The sequence below is a fragment of the Metapseudomonas boanensis genome (assembly GCF_018704125.1).
GTDB classification, from domain to species: Bacteria; Pseudomonadota; Gammaproteobacteria; order Pseudomonadales; family Pseudomonadaceae; genus Metapseudomonas; species Metapseudomonas boanensis.
Map to the genome: position 1 here is coordinate 1 of NZ_JAGTIS010000020.1, position 15,045 is coordinate 15,045.

At 62.9% G+C, this 15,045-nt stretch carries 11 protein-coding genes and 4 pseudogenes; 6 read left to right on the top strand and 9 right to left on the bottom strand.

From position 1 onward, the window contains the following. The 4 genes and pseudogenes from J7302_RS23380 to J7302_RS26710 all read right to left on the bottom strand — a co-directional run. Window positions 1-334 (bottom strand): aldehyde dehydrogenase family protein (locus J7302_RS23380; protein ID WP_215380386.1); only part of this gene is annotated, 334 nt, incomplete at its 3' end. Window positions 335-482: 148 nt separating this feature from the next. Then, the gene (locus J7302_RS23385) at window positions 483-2,084 is read right to left on the bottom strand and encodes a methyl-accepting chemotaxis protein (protein WP_215380389.1); all 1,602 of its coding nucleotides are present in this window, start codon (window positions 2,082-2,084) and stop codon (window positions 483-485) included. A gap of 224 nt (window positions 2,085-2,308) precedes the next feature. Further along, a complete protein-coding gene (locus J7302_RS23390; RefSeq protein WP_215380391.1) occupies window positions 2,309-4,093 on the bottom strand; it encodes a methanol/ethanol family PQQ-dependent dehydrogenase in 1,785 nt (594 codons plus the stop codon). A gap of 489 nt (window positions 4,094-4,582) precedes the next feature. Beyond that, window positions 4,583-5,134 (bottom strand): annotated as a pseudogene (locus J7302_RS26710) (TonB-dependent receptor domain-containing protein); the annotation flags it as partial. A 312-nt stretch (window positions 5,135-5,446) separates the two neighbouring features. Between J7302_RS26710 and aroQ the strand changes: the two are divergent. Both aroQ and J7302_RS23405 read left to right on the top strand, forming a co-directional pair. Continuing rightward, a complete protein-coding gene (gene aroQ / locus J7302_RS23400; protein ID WP_215380395.1) occupies window positions 5,447-5,890 on the top strand; it encodes a type II 3-dehydroquinate dehydratase in 444 nt (147 codons plus the stop codon). A 4-nt stretch (window positions 5,891-5,894) separates the two neighbouring features. Continuing rightward, window positions 5,895-6,755 carry a shikimate dehydrogenase gene (locus J7302_RS23405; protein ID WP_215380397.1) on the top strand — a complete coding sequence of 287 codons (861 nt, stop codon included), beginning with the start codon at window positions 5,895-5,897 and terminating at the stop codon, window positions 6,753-6,755. Between the two features lie 309 nt (window positions 6,756-7,064). Here J7302_RS23405 and J7302_RS23410 read toward each other — a convergent pair. Further along, window positions 7,065-7,360 (bottom strand): annotated as a pseudogene (locus tag J7302_RS23410) (IclR family transcriptional regulator domain-containing protein); the annotation flags it as partial. A 3-nt stretch (window positions 7,361-7,363) separates the two neighbouring features. Here J7302_RS23410 and J7302_RS23415 point away from each other — a divergent pair. Then, window positions 7,364-7,992: pseudogene (locus J7302_RS23415) on the top strand (shikimate dehydrogenase family protein); the annotation flags it as partial. 114 nt (window positions 7,993-8,106) lie between these two features. Then, a pseudogene (locus J7302_RS26715) lies at window positions 8,107-8,388 on the top strand (FAD-binding protein); the annotation flags it as partial. A 126-nt stretch (window positions 8,389-8,514) separates the two neighbouring features. Here the strand turns inward: J7302_RS26715 and J7302_RS23425 are convergent. The 4 genes from J7302_RS23425 to J7302_RS23440 all read right to left on the bottom strand — a co-directional run bounded on the left by J7302_RS23425 (window position 8,515) and on the right by J7302_RS23440 (window position 12,418). Beyond that, window positions 8,515-9,429: a DMT family transporter gene (locus tag J7302_RS23425; protein ID WP_215380399.1), complete on the bottom strand. Its 915-nt coding sequence runs from the start codon at window positions 9,427-9,429 to the stop codon at window positions 8,515-8,517. Window positions 9,430-9,483: 54 nt separating this feature from the next. Beyond that, entirely contained in the window at window positions 9,484-10,299 is an 816-nt protein-coding gene (locus J7302_RS23430; RefSeq protein WP_215380401.1) for a sugar phosphate isomerase/epimerase family protein, read from the bottom strand. 26 nt (window positions 10,300-10,325) lie between these two features. Then, window positions 10,326-11,375 (bottom strand): Gfo/Idh/MocA family protein, encoded by a 1,050-nt coding sequence (locus tag J7302_RS23435; RefSeq protein ID WP_215380404.1) that lies wholly within the window; start codon window positions 11,373-11,375, stop codon window positions 10,326-10,328. A gap of 266 nt (window positions 11,376-11,641) precedes the next feature. After that, window positions 11,642-12,418, bottom strand: coding sequence for an IclR family transcriptional regulator (locus tag J7302_RS23440; RefSeq protein WP_215380407.1), 777 nt, complete (start codon window positions 12,416-12,418; stop codon window positions 11,642-11,644). Window positions 12,419-13,002: 584 nt separating this feature from the next. On the opposite strand from J7302_RS23440, the gene J7302_RS23445 reads away from it, so the two are divergent. Together J7302_RS23445 and J7302_RS23450 are read left to right on the top strand one after the other, a co-directional pair. Then, window positions 13,003-14,274, top strand: coding sequence for an OprD family porin (locus J7302_RS23445; protein ID WP_215380410.1), 1,272 nt, complete (start codon window positions 13,003-13,005; stop codon window positions 14,272-14,274). 234 nt (window positions 14,275-14,508) lie between these two features. Then, window positions 14,509-14,967, top strand: coding sequence for a hypothetical protein (locus tag J7302_RS23450; protein ID WP_215380413.1), 459 nt, complete (start codon window positions 14,509-14,511; stop codon window positions 14,965-14,967). Window positions 14,968-15,045: the final 78 nt, after the last annotated feature.

Here is a 15,045-nt window from a genome sequence, read left to right on the forward strand (position 1 = left end):
CGCGCACGGCCTTGCCGTTATCCCAGGTTTCAGTGACAGCCAGCACTTCGAGATTCTGCTCGATGCGATCGGCGATCTTCAGCAGGATGTTCGAGCGATCCTGGACCGAGGTGCGGCCCCAGGCATCAGCGACGGCATGGGCAGCGTCCAGGGCTTTTTCGACATCCTCGGCGCCGGATCGTGGGAACTCAGCGATCACTTCGCCGGTCACTGGCGAGGTATTGGTGAAGTACTGCCCCCCCAGCGGCGGCACGAACTCGCCACCGATGAAGTTGCCGTAACGCGGCTTGAAGGAAACGACGGCGCCCGGAGTGCCTGGTTGTGCATAGATCATGGCGTTGCTCTCTCTGGTCGGGTCCTGCCCGGGTGGGCAGGTGGTGAACCGATCTTAGTCAGCCGCCGCCTGGCGCCGGTATGCGCCCATGGCACAGATGCCCTCGTCATTTGGTAGTAGAAGCACGGCGCGCTCTGGCCCGCTGCGCTCAGGCTAGAACCTGCACATCCTGGTGTGTGCGGACCGGCGTCTTCTTCGCACTGGGCACGGAACTGCCCTCTGGTCGATAGCCCAAGCGCAGCCCGCCCCAATGCCGTCCATTGACGAAGATCGGCACCGAAAGATCATGCATCAGCTCGCCGGTGTCGCGCGTGTAGGTCTGCAGCAGCAGCGGTTGCCGATGGCTGCCGCAGCGCAGGCCGGTGCGGTCATTGAACAGACGCTTGCTACGGCTTCGTGCCATGTCCCGCTGAGGATCGCCGGTTGGCGCCTGGCTGAAGGCCAGGTTATGGGTGGGCACGTAGCCTTCCTGCGTGCAGGTAATGGCGAACACCATGCCTTCGTGGCCCTTGAGCAAAGGCTCCTGGATATCTGGCAGTACCTGGTCGGTGTAGCGGTCGAAACGCGTCCCGTATTTCTGCGGATAGGTGTTCGGGACTGGCTTGAACTGCCGGTCGAACAGATCGTCGAGGCTGACCCGTCCGAGTCGGATGTCTTCCTCGAAGCGAGCCGAGATGCGTGCCGCACCCTCCCTGGCGAGGTCGTAGATCCGTTGGTGATAGTCGTCCAGCCCGACTTCAGCCAGCCGCTCGCTGATGGTCTCGGCCTGACCTTCCAGTTCGCTGGCGGCATTGGCCAGGCGGCGGGTCTGCTCGTCACTGACGCTGAGGTCGCTGCGCATCTGGCCGACGGCTACGAAGAGGCTGGACAGCTGGTCCCGGTTGGTCAGAGCCGCGCTGGCAATCTCGGTGATCTGCCCTTCCGCCACCGCTGCGAGTCCGGCGATCTGTTCAAGTTGGAGGCCGGTGCGCTCCACCTGGCCGACACCGGCATCGAGGTCGCAGGAGAGTTGCTGGATCTGCTCCACCACCTCGGAAGTCTGACGCTGAATGTCCGCAACCATCTGCCCGACTTCCTCGGTGGCGCCGGCCGTGCGCCCTGCCAGGCCGCGCACTTCATCGGCCACCACGGCAAAGCCGCGTCCGTGCTCACCCGCGCGGGCCGCTTCGATAGCCGCATTCAGAGCCAGCAAGTTGGTCTGGCTGGCGATGGACTGGATGACCTGCGCGACCCGCTGGATTTCTTCGCTGCGCTGGCTGAGGGCAGCGATCAATTCGCGGCTGGCGCGGGCCCGGGCGCTCAACTGGTGCATCAAGGCCATGGCCGCCTGCAAGACCTCACGGCCCTCTTCACTGCTGATACGGGCATCGTGGGCCGCTGCGCTGGCCTGCTGGCTGAGGTTGGAGGTGGCGGCCTCGGTAGTGATCATCACATCGGCGCTTTCAACGATGCGCTCGGCAGCGGACAGCTGCGATTGCAGGCGTTCGGCAAGACGTTCCACCGAATAGGCTACGCCAGCGGCAGACAGCGCGTTGTGGCTGGTACTGCGCGACAGGTCGCGGGTCAAGCGGGCGATATCCAGGACGGCCTCCTGGGGCTCGACCGCCCTCCCCATCCCCTTGCCCGTGAACAGGAGCAGCCAGGGCAGCGGCAGGCACAGGGCTATGCCCAGCCAGGGCGGCAGTCCGGCCAGCGCTACCGCGCTTGCAAGCAGGAGGATCAGCAGGCTTTGGAACAGGCAGTCACGCATTGCATACCCCGTTTTTGTCATTGTTTTCGGGTATTAGGCGGCCTACGGCCATTACAGGCTATGGTTCCTTGGTCGTAGAAATCGCCACGGGCGTAGGATCGAATATCGCTTTAGCTATCCACCATAGCGGCCAGGCCTGGCACCTGCGGTGGATCGATGAGGCGTGATCCTCCCTACGTAAAAGCCCGCCGCAACGCGAGGCCGCGGCGGGCTGGGTCAGCGGATCAACGCTTGGCGACGACTTCATCCTTCGGCAATTTGAAGGTCCAGAGCATGCCGCCCTGGTTCAGGTCCTTGATGCGTTTTGCCACTTCGCCACCCCAGAGCGGCACCGCGCCACCCCAGCCGGAAAGGACGGAGACGTACTGTTCGCCATCCATTTCCCAGGTAATGGGCGAGCCGATCACACCGGAGCCGGTGTTGAACTCATAGAGTTTCTTGCCGGACTTGGCGTCGAAGGCCATCAGGTAACCCTCCGGGTTGCCGGTGAATACCAGGTTGCCCTTGGTAGCCAGCACCCCGCCCCACAGCGGCGCGTAGTTCTTGTACCGCCAGACCTCCTTGCCGCTCTTCGGGTCGATGGCACGCAGCACGCCGATGTAGTCCTCGTTCAGCGGTTTGATGGTGAAGCCCGCACCAAGGTACGCCGCGCCTTTCTTGTAGGAGATGTTCTCGTTCCACATGTCCATGCCCCACTCGTTGGAGGGCACGTAGAAAAGGCCAGTGTCCTGGCTGTAAGCCATGGGCATCCAGTTCTTGCCACCGAGGAAGGACGGCGCGACAAACACCGCGCTGCCGTGCTTGCCATCAGCACCAGGCGCGCCGGGGCGCTTGTCGGTGTTGTAGATCGGCCGGCCGTCCTTATCCAGGCCCTTGGCCCAGGTGACTTCATCGACAAAGGGGAAGCCACGGATGAACTTGCCGTTGGTGCGGTCCAGTACATAGAAGAAGCCGTTACGGTCGGCGGTGGCCGCCGCTTTCACCGTCTTGCCGCCATCCTTGTAGTCGAAGGACACCAGCTCGTTCACGCCGTCGAAGTCCCAACCGTCATGCGGGGTGGTCTGGAAATGCCACTTGATCGAGCCGTCGTCCGGATTCAGGGCCAAGCGCGAAGAGGAATAGAGGTTGTCGCCCGGGCGCAGGTGCGAGTTCCACGGCGAGGGGTTGCCAGTCCCGAACAGCAGCGAATCGGTATCCGGGTCATAGAAGCCGCCCAGCCAAGGCGCCGCGCCGCCGGTCTTCCACAGGTCGCCCGGCCAGGTCTTGCCAGCTTCGCCGCCGGAGATGCCGCTCTCGACCTTCTTGCCGTCCTTGTAGACGTAACCCATGTGCCCTTCCACGGTTGGGCGGGTCCAAAGCAGCTCGCCATTGGTGGGGTTGTAGGCCTCGATCTTGCCCACCACGCCAAACTCGCCACCCGCCACACCGGTGATCAGCTTGCCCTTGACCACCAAGGGGGCCGCAGAAATGGAGTATCCGGCCTTGTAGTCAGCCACGGTCTTGCGCCAGACGACCTTGCCGGTGTCCTTGTTCAAGGCAACCAGCTTGGCGTCCAGGGTGCCGAAGATCACCAGGTCACCATAGAGGGCCACACCGCGGTTGATCACGTCGCAACAGGGCATGATGCCGTCAGGCAGGCGCGCGTCGTACTGCCAGAGCTTGCGCCCCGTACGTGCGTCTACCGCGAACACCCGCGAATAGGATCCGGTCACGTACATCACACCGTCCTTGACCAGCGGCTGGGCCTGCTGGCCACGCTGTTTCTCACCGCCGAACGACAAGGTCCAGACCGGGCGCAGTTCCTTGACGTTGTCGCTGTTCAGCGTGTCCAGGGTGCTGTAGCGCTGGCCCTGCAGACCCAGGCCATTGGTCACCACCTGGTCAGTGGACTTGGCATCGCCAAGGATGTCTTCGTCGGTGACACCGGCCAGAGCGGTCATGCTGGCCAGCGCCATGGCGACGCACAGCAGGGTCCTGGCGAAAGGCTGGTTAGGTGTGGCGTGCTTCATTGCGGCTACCTCTGCGGGCTTGTTGTTGTGACCCGGGAAAATTTCCCGGTCTGCCGCAAATTCTTGGTTCCCCTCCCTATTGCAACAATTGAACGCAGTGTTGATTTTTCTAGTCCGTTGGTAGCAATACCCTCATGTCCAGGGCCAGGTAGCAACCCGTTCCGCCCCCAGCAACATCATCAGGAACAACCAGATGCAGGCGCCCAGCAGAGGCCACCGAAGACGACGTCGAGCCGTTTTCGTTCCGTTGTGAAGGTGATGGGGAGACGCTCCGCATGGGTCGCGGGGTCGAGCGGTTCTCATGTCCATCTCACCCGGAGTTGTCGTTCATGCCGTTGACCAGCTCAGGTACGAGAATGACATGCACCTGAAATGAGCGTAGCCCCACCTCCTGTCGCTTCACGTGGCACTCAGTCGCCATTTGCAGCCGGCTGGCAGCACCTTCAGCAGGAAGGTGCCGCCGCGGTCGGGCTAGAAGGAAAAATCGATCTTGCCCCAGGCGTAGGCCAAGGCGGCATCGGCTTTCCAGTTGCGGTCGATCGAGTAGGCCAACCCCAACTCACCGCCCATGATGCGGCCATCGATGCTCTCCGCCCGCCAGGCTGCGCCCATCATGCTCGGCGTGTAGGTGAAAAGGATGTAATCCCGTACCTGTCCGACATAGCCGGAGGCCCAGGCCTCCAGCCCGGCACCTGCATACTGGATGCCGAAGTCGAGCTGGGTGGTCTTCTCCGGTTCGACTCCATCGAAGGCATTCAGCGGGCCTGCCGGCCTCTGGCTTGGCGAGAAAAGCTCCCAGTAGTCGGGGAAGCGCTGCGTGTGTCCCAGGCCGGCATAGAGAGTGGTCGGTCTATCCACCAGGTCATGTTCGTAACGCATGAAACGGCTGGGCAGCGTCTCTGCGCGGGTGTCGTCGGCGGTCGGATTGGGCATCCGCATCTTGCCCAGGGTCTGGCGAAAATCCCGAGCTGAGTCCGTCCATTTCAGCGTGGCGGAGATGCGCCCGCCCACGGTGCGGCGATCGACGTTGGAGGCCATCGGCATGGACGTCATGCTGCTCGGGTCAGCCCGCGATAGGTGCGGGACGAGCGGGATCAAGCCAGGGGAGAAGCGCGAGGATTGGCGGAAGGCCAGTGATAGCGCGGCGGCGCCTTGCAGCGGGCCTTCGCGGACAGGAGATGGCCAGGCGTGGTCGATTGCCGCAGGCCAGAAGGCAGCTAACCGGCCGATAACCGCACATTTGCCAGGGTTCAGCAGCGTTTTCCGATTGACTGGATTAACCAGTTCGTACATTTTTAACGTTACTGATCGTGCCCGTTCTGCGGGCCCTAATAAGAAACGGAGAACCTCTGGATGACCCGCACTGTCCTGGTGCTCAACGGCCCGAACCTGAATTTGCTCGGTACCCGCGAACCGGCCACCTACGGCCATGAAACCCTCGCCGATATCGCCGCCTTGTGCAGCCGCACCGGCGCCGAACTGGGCTTTGAGACGGACTTCCGCCAGACCAACCATGAAGGCGAACTGATCGACTGGATTCACCAGGCGCGCGGTCGCAGCAATGGCATTCTGATCAACCCTGCTGCCTGGACCCACACCTCCGTTGCTATCCGCGACGCCCTGGTAGCCAGTGAGCTGCCAGTGATCGAAGTCCACCTCTCCAACGTGCACAAGCGCGAAGAGTTCCGCCACCACTCGTTCGTGTCCGCCATCGCGGTCGGCGTGATCTGCGGCCTTGGCAGCCATGGTTATCGCCTGGCGCTGCAGCATTTCAACCAACTGTTCAGCCAGGAGTGAAGCCATGAGCCAATCCCGCTTCCCAAGCGTTCTCGCCGGCCTCATCGGTGCCGGTATCCAGGCATCGCGCACCCCTGCCCTGCATGAGCATGAAGGCGACGCCCAAGGCATGCGCTATCTCTATCGACTGATCGACCTGGATGCGCTGAAGCTCGACGCCAGCGCCCTCCCCGACCTGCTGACGGGCGCCGAACGCATGGGCTTCACCGGGCTCAACATCACCTTTCCCTGCAAGCAGGCGATCATCCCGCTGCTTGATGAACTTTCGCCGGAAGCGCGAGGCATCGGCGCCGTGAACACCGTGCTGCTGAAGGACGGCAAGCGTATCGGCCACAACACCGACTGCCTGGGCTTTGCCGAGGGTTTGCGTCGCGGCCTGCCGGATGTCGCCCGTCGCCAGGTCGTGCAGATGGGTGCCGGTGGCGCGGGTTCCGCCGTGGCTCACGCGCTGCTGGCCGAGGGTGTCGAACGCCTGACCCTGTTCGAAGTGGACGCCAGCCGCGGCCAAGCGCTGGTCGATAACCTGAACGAGCACTTCGGTGCCGGCCGCGCCATGCTCGGCAGCCACCTGGAAAGTGCAATGGCTGAGGCCGACGGCCTGGTCAACACCACGCCAATCGGCATGGCCAAGCTTCCGGGCACCCCAGTACCGGCAGAGCTGCTGCGGCCTGAGTTGTGGGTGGCGGAGATCGTCTACTTCCCGCTGGAAACCCAACTCCTGCACGACGCCCGCGCGATCGGCTGCCGCACCCTGGATGGCAGCACCATGGCCGTATTCCAGGCGGTGAAGGCCTTCGAGCTGTTCAGCGGCGCCAGCGCAGATGCGCCGCGCATGATGGCGCATTTCGCCAGCATGAATGGCTGAAGTCGTCCCACCCGAGTAGGTTGGGCCGGGCGGCGTTCCGCTGAGCTCCGCGAAGCCCAACCTTGTATCTACGGACTCAAGCCCTACCCGCTTCGCTTTTCCTGTGTAAGCGAATTCATTGGCTATGCCTGCGTTAGCTATTGTCAGCAATCAACGGCCGGGTTGAGAGCCTTGTAGGGGCGAGGGGGACGCCGAATTCTTGCTCGCGAAAGGGTCCGGTTCGCGAGCAAGCTCGCTCCTACAAAGCGTGCAGCCACTTAACGCAGACATAGCGAATTCATTCGCGATGCAGGCCTGTCCCTTTCCCCCTCAATCCAGCGCCGGCTTCAACAGCGCTTGAGCCTCGTACAGTGGAGTCAGGTAGCGCTGGTGCATTTCTTCACCGCTCATCCGTGAAGCATGGGTAGTGATGGCGAGGGTCGCCTTGAGTTCACCCTGGCGGTTCTTCAGCGGCACGCCAAGTACGCACATGCCCACTTCGTATTCCTGATCGACGACGGCGTAGCCCTGAGCGGTTACCTTGCGCAGTTCCTCCTTCAGCTCCGCGACGCGGGTGAGGTGAGGGGCGTCAGAGGGCGCAACTCCACCCGTGAGAAGTAGGCGTCCAGCTGCGCGGCTGCGTGGTGACTGTGCCCTATAAGCAGGTGCTGGCCGAACGCCTCGACGGCCTCAGCCCGCGCGCCGCAGCACTGCGTTCGGTGAACGTGATCCGCCGCGAGGCCGATGGTCGCCTTCTGGGCGACAACGTCGATGGTTTAGGTTTCCTCAAGGCCGCTCGCGCCCATGGTTTCCAGCCGGCCGAAAAGCGCGCCCTGGTGGTCGGTTCCGGCGGCGTTGGGGCGGCCATCGCCTATACCCTCTGCGGATCCGGCGTGCGGCAGTTGGTGATCGCCGATCTCGACAAGCCCCCCGCCGAAGCCCTCGCCAAGCTGCTACGCGCCGCCTTCCCGCAACTGAATATCGGCAACCAGTATCCCAACCTGTCGGTTTTCGACCTGGTGGTGGACGCCACCCCGGTGGGCATGGGCGGCAACGGTGAACTGCCCCTTGCCGGCCAGTTGCTGGAAACCCTGAACCCGTCCGCACTAGTAGCCCACGTGGTAACCAACCCGGTCATCACCCCCATCCTCGAAATCGCCCGCGAACTCGGCTGCAGAATCCAGACCGGTCCGGAGATGGCCCGCGCGTAGATGGCAATCTCGGCCACTTCATGGGCGTGATGCCACTGGCCGTCTGAGGAGAGCTACCATGAATACAACCGCCCAATTCCCCCGTGGTGTAGTCGTGGCAAAAGCCTACGACCTGATCGTCCTCGGCAGTGGCGCCGCCTGGATCTTCGATAGCGACCAGCCCCGCGCCCCTGACCAAGGCGCCCTGGTACGCCATCCGCTTGCACACCGGCGACCTCGGTTCAACCCGCGGCCTGGTGACCGACGCCAATGCCAATGTCCTCGACCGGCAGGGTGTGCCCATCGCCGGCCTCTATGCCGCCGGCAATGACCTGAACTCGATCATGGGTGGCACCTATCCCGGTCCCGGCATCACCATCGGCCCGGGCAAGACCTTTGGCTACCTTGCCGGCCAGACGCTGGCGGCGGAAGCCGTCGGGACCAGCGATGACGAAGCAACGACTCGCAGATCATCGCCTTGCGGCGCGGCCTGGCCTGTTCGACAGCCAATTTGCAGAGAACCTCACCGTCGGACAGAGCAAGCCGACAGGCCTGCTCTGTCCGACGGGCTGATGTTGGAAGATCAAGCCTCATCGATCCACCTCGTCCGCAAGGCTGGGTGATTGATCGCGACGTTGCAACCAGGCGGCGGCCAACCCACTGAGACAAATGATCGCGATCCCCACCACCGTCGTCTGCTCCGGCGTGTGGGAAAAGATCACGAACCCCAACAAGCCCGCAAAGACGATCTGGCAATAACCGAATGGTGCCAGCAAGGCTGGTGCCGCCTGGCGAAATGCCTGGGTGAGGAACAGGTGCGCCGACATCCCCAGGCCGCCCAGCCCCACCAGCAGCAAACCATGGCTGAAGCTCGGCACCTGCCAGAAAAACGGCACCATGGCGGTCATCACCAGCGTGTTGCACAACCCGGCGAAGAAGTTGCTGGTGGTCGGGCTATCGTGCTCTGCGACCATCCGGGTGAGCAGCTGATAGAAGCAGAATCCGGTGGCCGAGCCCAAGGGCAGGAGCACCGCTGGAGTGAAAAGCTCCCCGCCCGGTCGAACGATGACCATCACCCCGGCAAATCCCAACACCACCGCCACCCACTGCCCCGGCGTGACGCGCTCCTTGAGCAGGGGCGAGGACAGCCCGGTGACCAGCACCGGCGCGAGGAAATTCACCGCTGTTGCCTCGGCCAGAGGGATGAACATCAGTCCGGCGGTGAACAGCAGGCTCGTACTCAGCAGGCTCAATGCGCGGAGAACCTGGAGCACCGGCCGACGGGTGCGCAGCACGCGCAGCCCCGATTGCGGCAGGAAAATCCCCGCCATCAGCAGGGTATGCACCAGGTAGCGGGCCCAGACCACCAGGACCACCGGGTATAAGCCGCATAGGTATTTGGACAGGGCGTCATGCCCAGCGAAAAGGAAGGTAGCCAGGACAACCAGCAGGATTCCCCGCAATGGCTGATTGACTCCGGACAGGGGCGTGCTGGCAGTGCTCATTGATTTCTCATGGAAAGGGCGCCGCAGCCGCCTGCCGCGCCTGAGACGGAGAGATCAACCCAGCGCTAGCAACGCGCGGGCCTTGGCGAGCGCCATGTCAGCGCGCTGCTGTGCACTGACGCCCTGCTCCAGCAACAGGCGGGTCGGTATTTCCAGGCTCAGCGGGATAGTCGCCGGCAAGACACTCAGCAAGCCCTGCAGGTCGCAATCGCCATCACCCGGGAAGCGCCGCTCGTTACGCGCCTGACGGAGGATTTCCTCCATGCTGTCCGGCCGGGGACCCGCCACGTCGCAGAGCTGGGCGTAGCGCATGCGTGCCGGCGGTACCTTGGCCAGGTCCTCCAGGCGCGAGGCAGAACGATTGAAATGGAAGGCATCCACCAGCACGCAACCATTGTCGCGCCCAGCATTCTCGACGATGCGCCGGGCCTGGGTCAGGTCGCGCGCATCGGTCCAGGGCATGAATTCCAGGTGCGGATGCAGGCCGTACTGGCCCGCCAGATCACAGAGCGCGGCGAAGTTGTCGGTCATACGGGCCTCGTTGGCATCGTTGCCAGCCACCAGCAGTTCGCTGGCGCCGAACTCCGCGCCTACGGCCAGGATCGCTTCGAAGTCGTCGACACGGGTCTCTGCTTTAAGGCGAAGAATTTCGACATCGAGCACCTTCAAACCGGTATCTCGCAGGCGCTCCAGGGTCTGACGGCACAGCGTGGCATCCGCGACCAGCGGGAAGTGATGCTCCTCCGGCGTCGCGGGTACCAGGCGCAGACCGACATGGCTGTAGCCGGCACGGGCGGCCACCTCCACCATCTCTGGGGGCGACAGTTCAAGTACGGTCAGGGCCGCCAGGGAAAAAATACGTTCGTTCATGTTCTTCACTGTCTCTGGGTGCAGGGTCAGAGTGTTTCTGGCGTGCAGGCACGACCGGTTTCCGCCGCCTGGCGAATGGCTTCGACCAGCGCCAGGGTGCGCCCTGCGTCGGCGGCATCGACCAGCGGGCAAGCCTCACCACGAACGACGCGGATGAAGTGTTGCAGCTGCCGATCGAGCGCCTCAGCCGGTTCGTATGCGAGTTGCTCACTGATCAGAGGTTGGTGCCAACCGGCAACTGCCACGGCGTAGCGCCAGTGTCTGAGCTGCGGGATGCTCAAGGCACCGCGAGTGCCCGCCAGCAGGTAGCAAGGCTGGTCCGGCTGATGCGGGTAGACCGGGTTTTCGCCAGACGTCAGCTCCCAGCTCCAGGGCGCGGCCACCGCATCAGAGCCAGTCAGGCTGCCAAGGGCGCCGTTCTCGAACTCCAGCACCACCGCGGCGCTGTCTTCATTGGCAAACCCACGAACCCGGTTCCGAGTAATCGCCTGGACCTGCACCACCTCGCCGCACAGGTGACGCATCAGGTCGAGGTCATGGATGAGGTTGGTGAACAGCATTCCCGCGCCCGGATCACGGCGCCAAAGAACGTCGAAATAGCTGTCCGGCTTCTGCAGCTGCCACATCCCCGTGACCGAGGTCAGCTGCCCAAGCACGCCGCTCGCCAGTAGCTCGTGGGCACTGGCGATCAGCGGATTATGGCGGCGATGATGGCCCACCAACACCGGTACGCCGTACCCGGCGGATGCGGCGACCAGCTCGCGAACCTCGTCCAGATGAACACCCACCGGTTTCTCCAACAACACCGGCACACCGGCCGCGATGCAGTCGAGCGCCGTGCTCACATGCAGGTTGTTGGGATTGGCGACGATCACCGCCTGCGGGCGCACCTGATCGAGCATTCGCCGGTGATTGTCGAAGTACGGCACTCCGCAGCCAGCAGCAAACACTGCAGCCTGCGGGCCCGGATCGGCGACGGCGCAAAGCTGTGCATCCGGCAGTTTGCTCAAGTGCTGGAAATGCTGGCGGCCCATGACGCCAGCGCCAATGAGCGCGATCTGAAGCGGTGAGTTCACGGAGGTTTTCCTCTTGCGCTTGTCCAACCATCCGAATCAGAGTGGAACTCTGTTCCGGTTTTTATTTTCGCACTATTTAGAACTAGGTTCCATTTTAGCGCAAGAGGAAAACGCATCCTGCACGCCCAGCGGTCAATCCGCAGTGCAGTCAGTGAAAGGGGTATCGATCAGCCGGGCGCTGGAAAGCCCAATGGAAGGAGCGTGCTTCTGCAGGCGCGAGTGGAGTCGCGTCTGCAGCGCTTTTGTGAACGGCGCTGATTGCGCCGTCAGGCGAAGATCTCCGAGGCTTGGGAGGCACCCGAGAGTTCGTTGGCAGCGTCGAGCAGTTGCGGTGCCAGGTCGTGGATACGCGCCTCGGGCAAGCGGGCGCTGGGGCCGGCCACGCTCAGCACGCCGATCACATGGCCGTCCAGCGGATGGCGCACCACCGCGGCCAGCGCGGAAGTCCCCACGGCCGAGCTTTCCATCACCCAGGCATAACCGTGTGCGCGCGCCAGGCGCAGACGCTCCAGCAACTCGATATTCGAGCGCGGCGCATTGGGGCCGAATTGCGTCAGGTCGGTAATGCCCTGACGCTCGACCAGTGCCAGCGCCTCCGTGTCGCTCATGCTGGCCAGCCAGGCATGCCCGGAGGCGGTGCAGAACAACGGAGCATCGCGGCCCATATCCGGGTCGTAGCGCAGGCCGGAGCGCGCACCCTGGGACTTGGCGATCCAGGTCTGACGGTCGCCATCAATGACTCCCAGGCGCACCAGTTCACCGGTTTCCTGGGCCAGGCGATCGAGGATCGGCTGGACGATGTCCGCCCCGCTGCTGGCCAGGTACTGGAAGGCCATGGCCACCAGTTTGGTGGACAGCTGATAGCGGCTGTTCTCCGGGTTCTGGCGCACATAACCCAGGCGAATCAGCTCGGCAAGCATGCGATGGGTCGCGCTTTTGGGAATGCTCAATTCATCCGAGAGGCTCTGCATCGGCAGACCCCTGGGATCGCTGGTGAGGCTTTCCAGCAGGCTCAGCGCCCGCTCGATCTGACTTCCGGCCATGGTTGGGTCTCTGAAAGGTTTTGCCGATTCTAAAAGACAAGCACTCAAGGGCGAAACCTGGAACCGCCAGGATCGATGAGCGCGACACGCTTACAGGATGCACTGCACTCACCAATACCGATGCCTTTGGTGATGATTTGCGCCAGCCGGCACCAATGCCTCGTGCGTGAAGCACTCCCAACGGTACGTAGGCCGAGGATCGAATTTCTTCACGACCAACAATGTACTAACCAGTTCGTTTTCGTTCGATCAGCGAACAAAACCGCGATTATCGAATTGAACCTTCACCCTCCAGCTTTCACTATCTGGTCACCCCGTAGCCCTGCCGCAACCAGCCTGCGACTTCATTTCCAGGGCTACGGGAACTACCCATAAATACAAAAAAGGTCCAATCCCATGTCCCAGCCAATCGTCACTCCGCCTCGCATACGCACCAGCGCCAGTCTTCAGTCCCTCATCGCGTTGCAATAGCACCCAGCCGGCACCGCTGATCGCCGGCCCCTTCGCCCTGATTCGTCGATTCGCCACCTGCGCGAAGGGCCCGCCACGTCCCTGAGAACAACAAGCAAAGAGGCAAACCGTACATGTCATTCCCACGCCCCGACTGCCGTCCTCCGACTCTCGTTCGCGCCAGTCTTGCCCTGGCCATCGCCGCCAGTGCCCTGCACGTCCAGGCCGAAGAAGCGGGATTCATCGAGGACGCCACGGCAACTCTGAACCTGCGCAACTTCTACATGAACCGCAACTTCGTCAACGACGCCAACCAGGGCAAGGCCGAAGAATGGACGCAAAGTTTCATCCTCGACGCCCGTTCCGGCTTCACTCAGGGCACGGTCGGTTTCGGCGTCGATGTACTGGGAATGCTCGCGGTGAAGCTCGATGGTGGCAAAGGCACAAAGGGCACCCAACTGCTACCGGTGCATGACGATGGCCGCCCCGCAGACGACTTCGGCCGCCTTGGAGTGGCCGGCAAGATGCGCATCTCGCAGACCGAGTTGAAAGCTGGCGAGTGGATGCCGGTGCTGCCGATCCTGCGCTCGGACGACGGCCGCTCGCTGCCGCAAACCTTCGAGGGTGCGCAGGTCACCTCCAGGGAAATCGACGGTCTGACCCTCTACGGCGGCCAGTTCCGCGGCAACAGCCCGCGCAACGATGCCAGCATGGAAGACATGTCGATGAATGGCCGGGCGGCCTTCACCTCCGACCGTTTCAACTTCGTCGGCGGCGAATACGCCTTCAACGACAATCGCACCCTTGTCGGTCTGTGGAATGCCCAACTGAAAGACATTTACGAGCAACAGTTCGCCCAACTGATTCACAGCCAGCCAGTCGGCGACTGGACCCTGGGCGCTACGCTCGGATACTTCACCGGCAAGGAAGACGGTAGCGCCAAGGCGGGAGACTTGGACAACCAGACCTGGTCCGGCCTGTTCTCCGCCAAGTATGGCGCCAACACCTTCTATGTCGGCCTGCAGAAGGTCGACGGTGACGATGCGTGGATGCGCGTAAACGGCACCAGCGGTGGCACCCTGGCAAACGACAGCTATAACTCCAGCTACGACAACGCTGGCGAGCGCTCATGGCAACTGCGTCATGACTTCAACTTCGCTGGCGCCGGTATCCCCGGCCTGACTTTGATGAACCGCTATATCCATGGCGACAACGTGCACGTCGGTACCGTGGACGATGGCAGGGAATGGGGGCGAGAAAGCGAGTTGGCCTACGTGGTGCAGTCCGGCGCCTTCAAGAGCCTTGGGATCAAATGGCGCAACTCCAGCATGCGCCGCGACTGGGGTAACACCAACAGCTTCGACGAAAACCGCCTGATCATCTCCTATCCGCTCTCGCTGCTCTGATCCTTTGGTGACTGTGAAACCTCTCTGGCCCGCCTTCTGGCGGGTTTTTTTTGACCATTTCCCTCATGCGAGGTCCCGGGCGGCATAGGCAACCACATCAGGTCGCGTCCGTCTGATCGTCCGCTGAGGCTGGCCGACGCCAACCACATCGGAAGTCAGCTCGCGACGCGGCATCGACATTTTCGCTCCAACCCACTAGCGTCCTGCTATCGACCCCTCAAGCGGCGGTTGCCAATGCCGACAGATGCCGAAGCCCTTGCCTTGATCGACGCAGCGTTCGCCGACGCGCCACGCCCGGTGCATTTCACCGACTACCGGCACTGCTGCGAATGCGCCGAGCATGATGAATTGCTGCGTAGCCGCGACCGCTCCACTCTGCAGCACACCGATGTTGGTAACGCCGGCTGGGACCCGATCTGCTTCTGCTCCCCGGAAGGCATCGCCTACTTCATGCCGGCACTGGTGCGTTTCGCGCTGGCGCAGCCCAACGACCAACTGGACTGGTATGGCTGGCAATTGCTGTTCCATCTCTACCAGGGCGGCGCCTACAACACCTTCCTGAACGCATGCTCTGCGCCGCAACGCCAGGCCATTGCCGCCCTCCTCGCCCACCTGATCGACACGCGGGCTGACCTGCTCGAACTGGAAACAGACGATATTCTCCAGGCGCATGAACTCTGGTCCAACGCTTAGGGCACGCCCCCGAAGGCACGGCAAACGCCATTTCGGACCCAGCCGACAGGCGTCCTCTACTATCTAGATAGACAAGCC

Bases quoted from the DNA above. Each gene is read 5' to 3' on its own strand.
- J7302_RS23425 (WP_215380399.1), bottom strand. From the start codon at position 9,429: ATGAGCACTGCCAGCACGCCCCTGTCCGGAGTCAATCAGCCATTGCGG.
- aroQ (WP_215380395.1), top strand. From the start codon at position 5,447: ATGACCCGCACTGTCCTGGTGCTCAACGGCCCGAACCTGAATTTGCTC.
- J7302_RS23430 (WP_215380401.1), bottom strand. From the start codon at position 10,299: ATGAACGAACGTATTTTTTCCCTGGCGGCCCTGACCGTACTTGAACTG.
- J7302_RS23385 (WP_215380389.1), bottom strand. From the start codon at position 2,084: ATGCGTGACTGCCTGTTCCAAAGCCTGCTGATCCTCCTGCTTGCAAGC.
- J7302_RS23440 (WP_215380407.1), bottom strand. From the start codon at position 12,418: ATGGCCGGAAGTCAGATCGAGCGGGCGCTGAGCCTGCTGGAAAGCCTC.
- J7302_RS23445 (WP_215380410.1), top strand. From the start codon at position 13,003: ATGTCATTCCCACGCCCCGACTGCCGTCCTCCGACTCTCGTTCGCGCC.
- J7302_RS23390 (WP_215380391.1), bottom strand. From the start codon at position 4,093: ATGAAGCACGCCACACCTAACCAGCCTTTCGCCAGGACCCTGCTGTGC.
- J7302_RS23450 (WP_215380413.1), top strand. From the start codon at position 14,509: ATGCCGACAGATGCCGAAGCCCTTGCCTTGATCGACGCAGCGTTCGCC.
- J7302_RS23405 (WP_215380397.1), top strand. From the start codon at position 5,895: ATGAGCCAATCCCGCTTCCCAAGCGTTCTCGCCGGCCTCATCGGTGCC.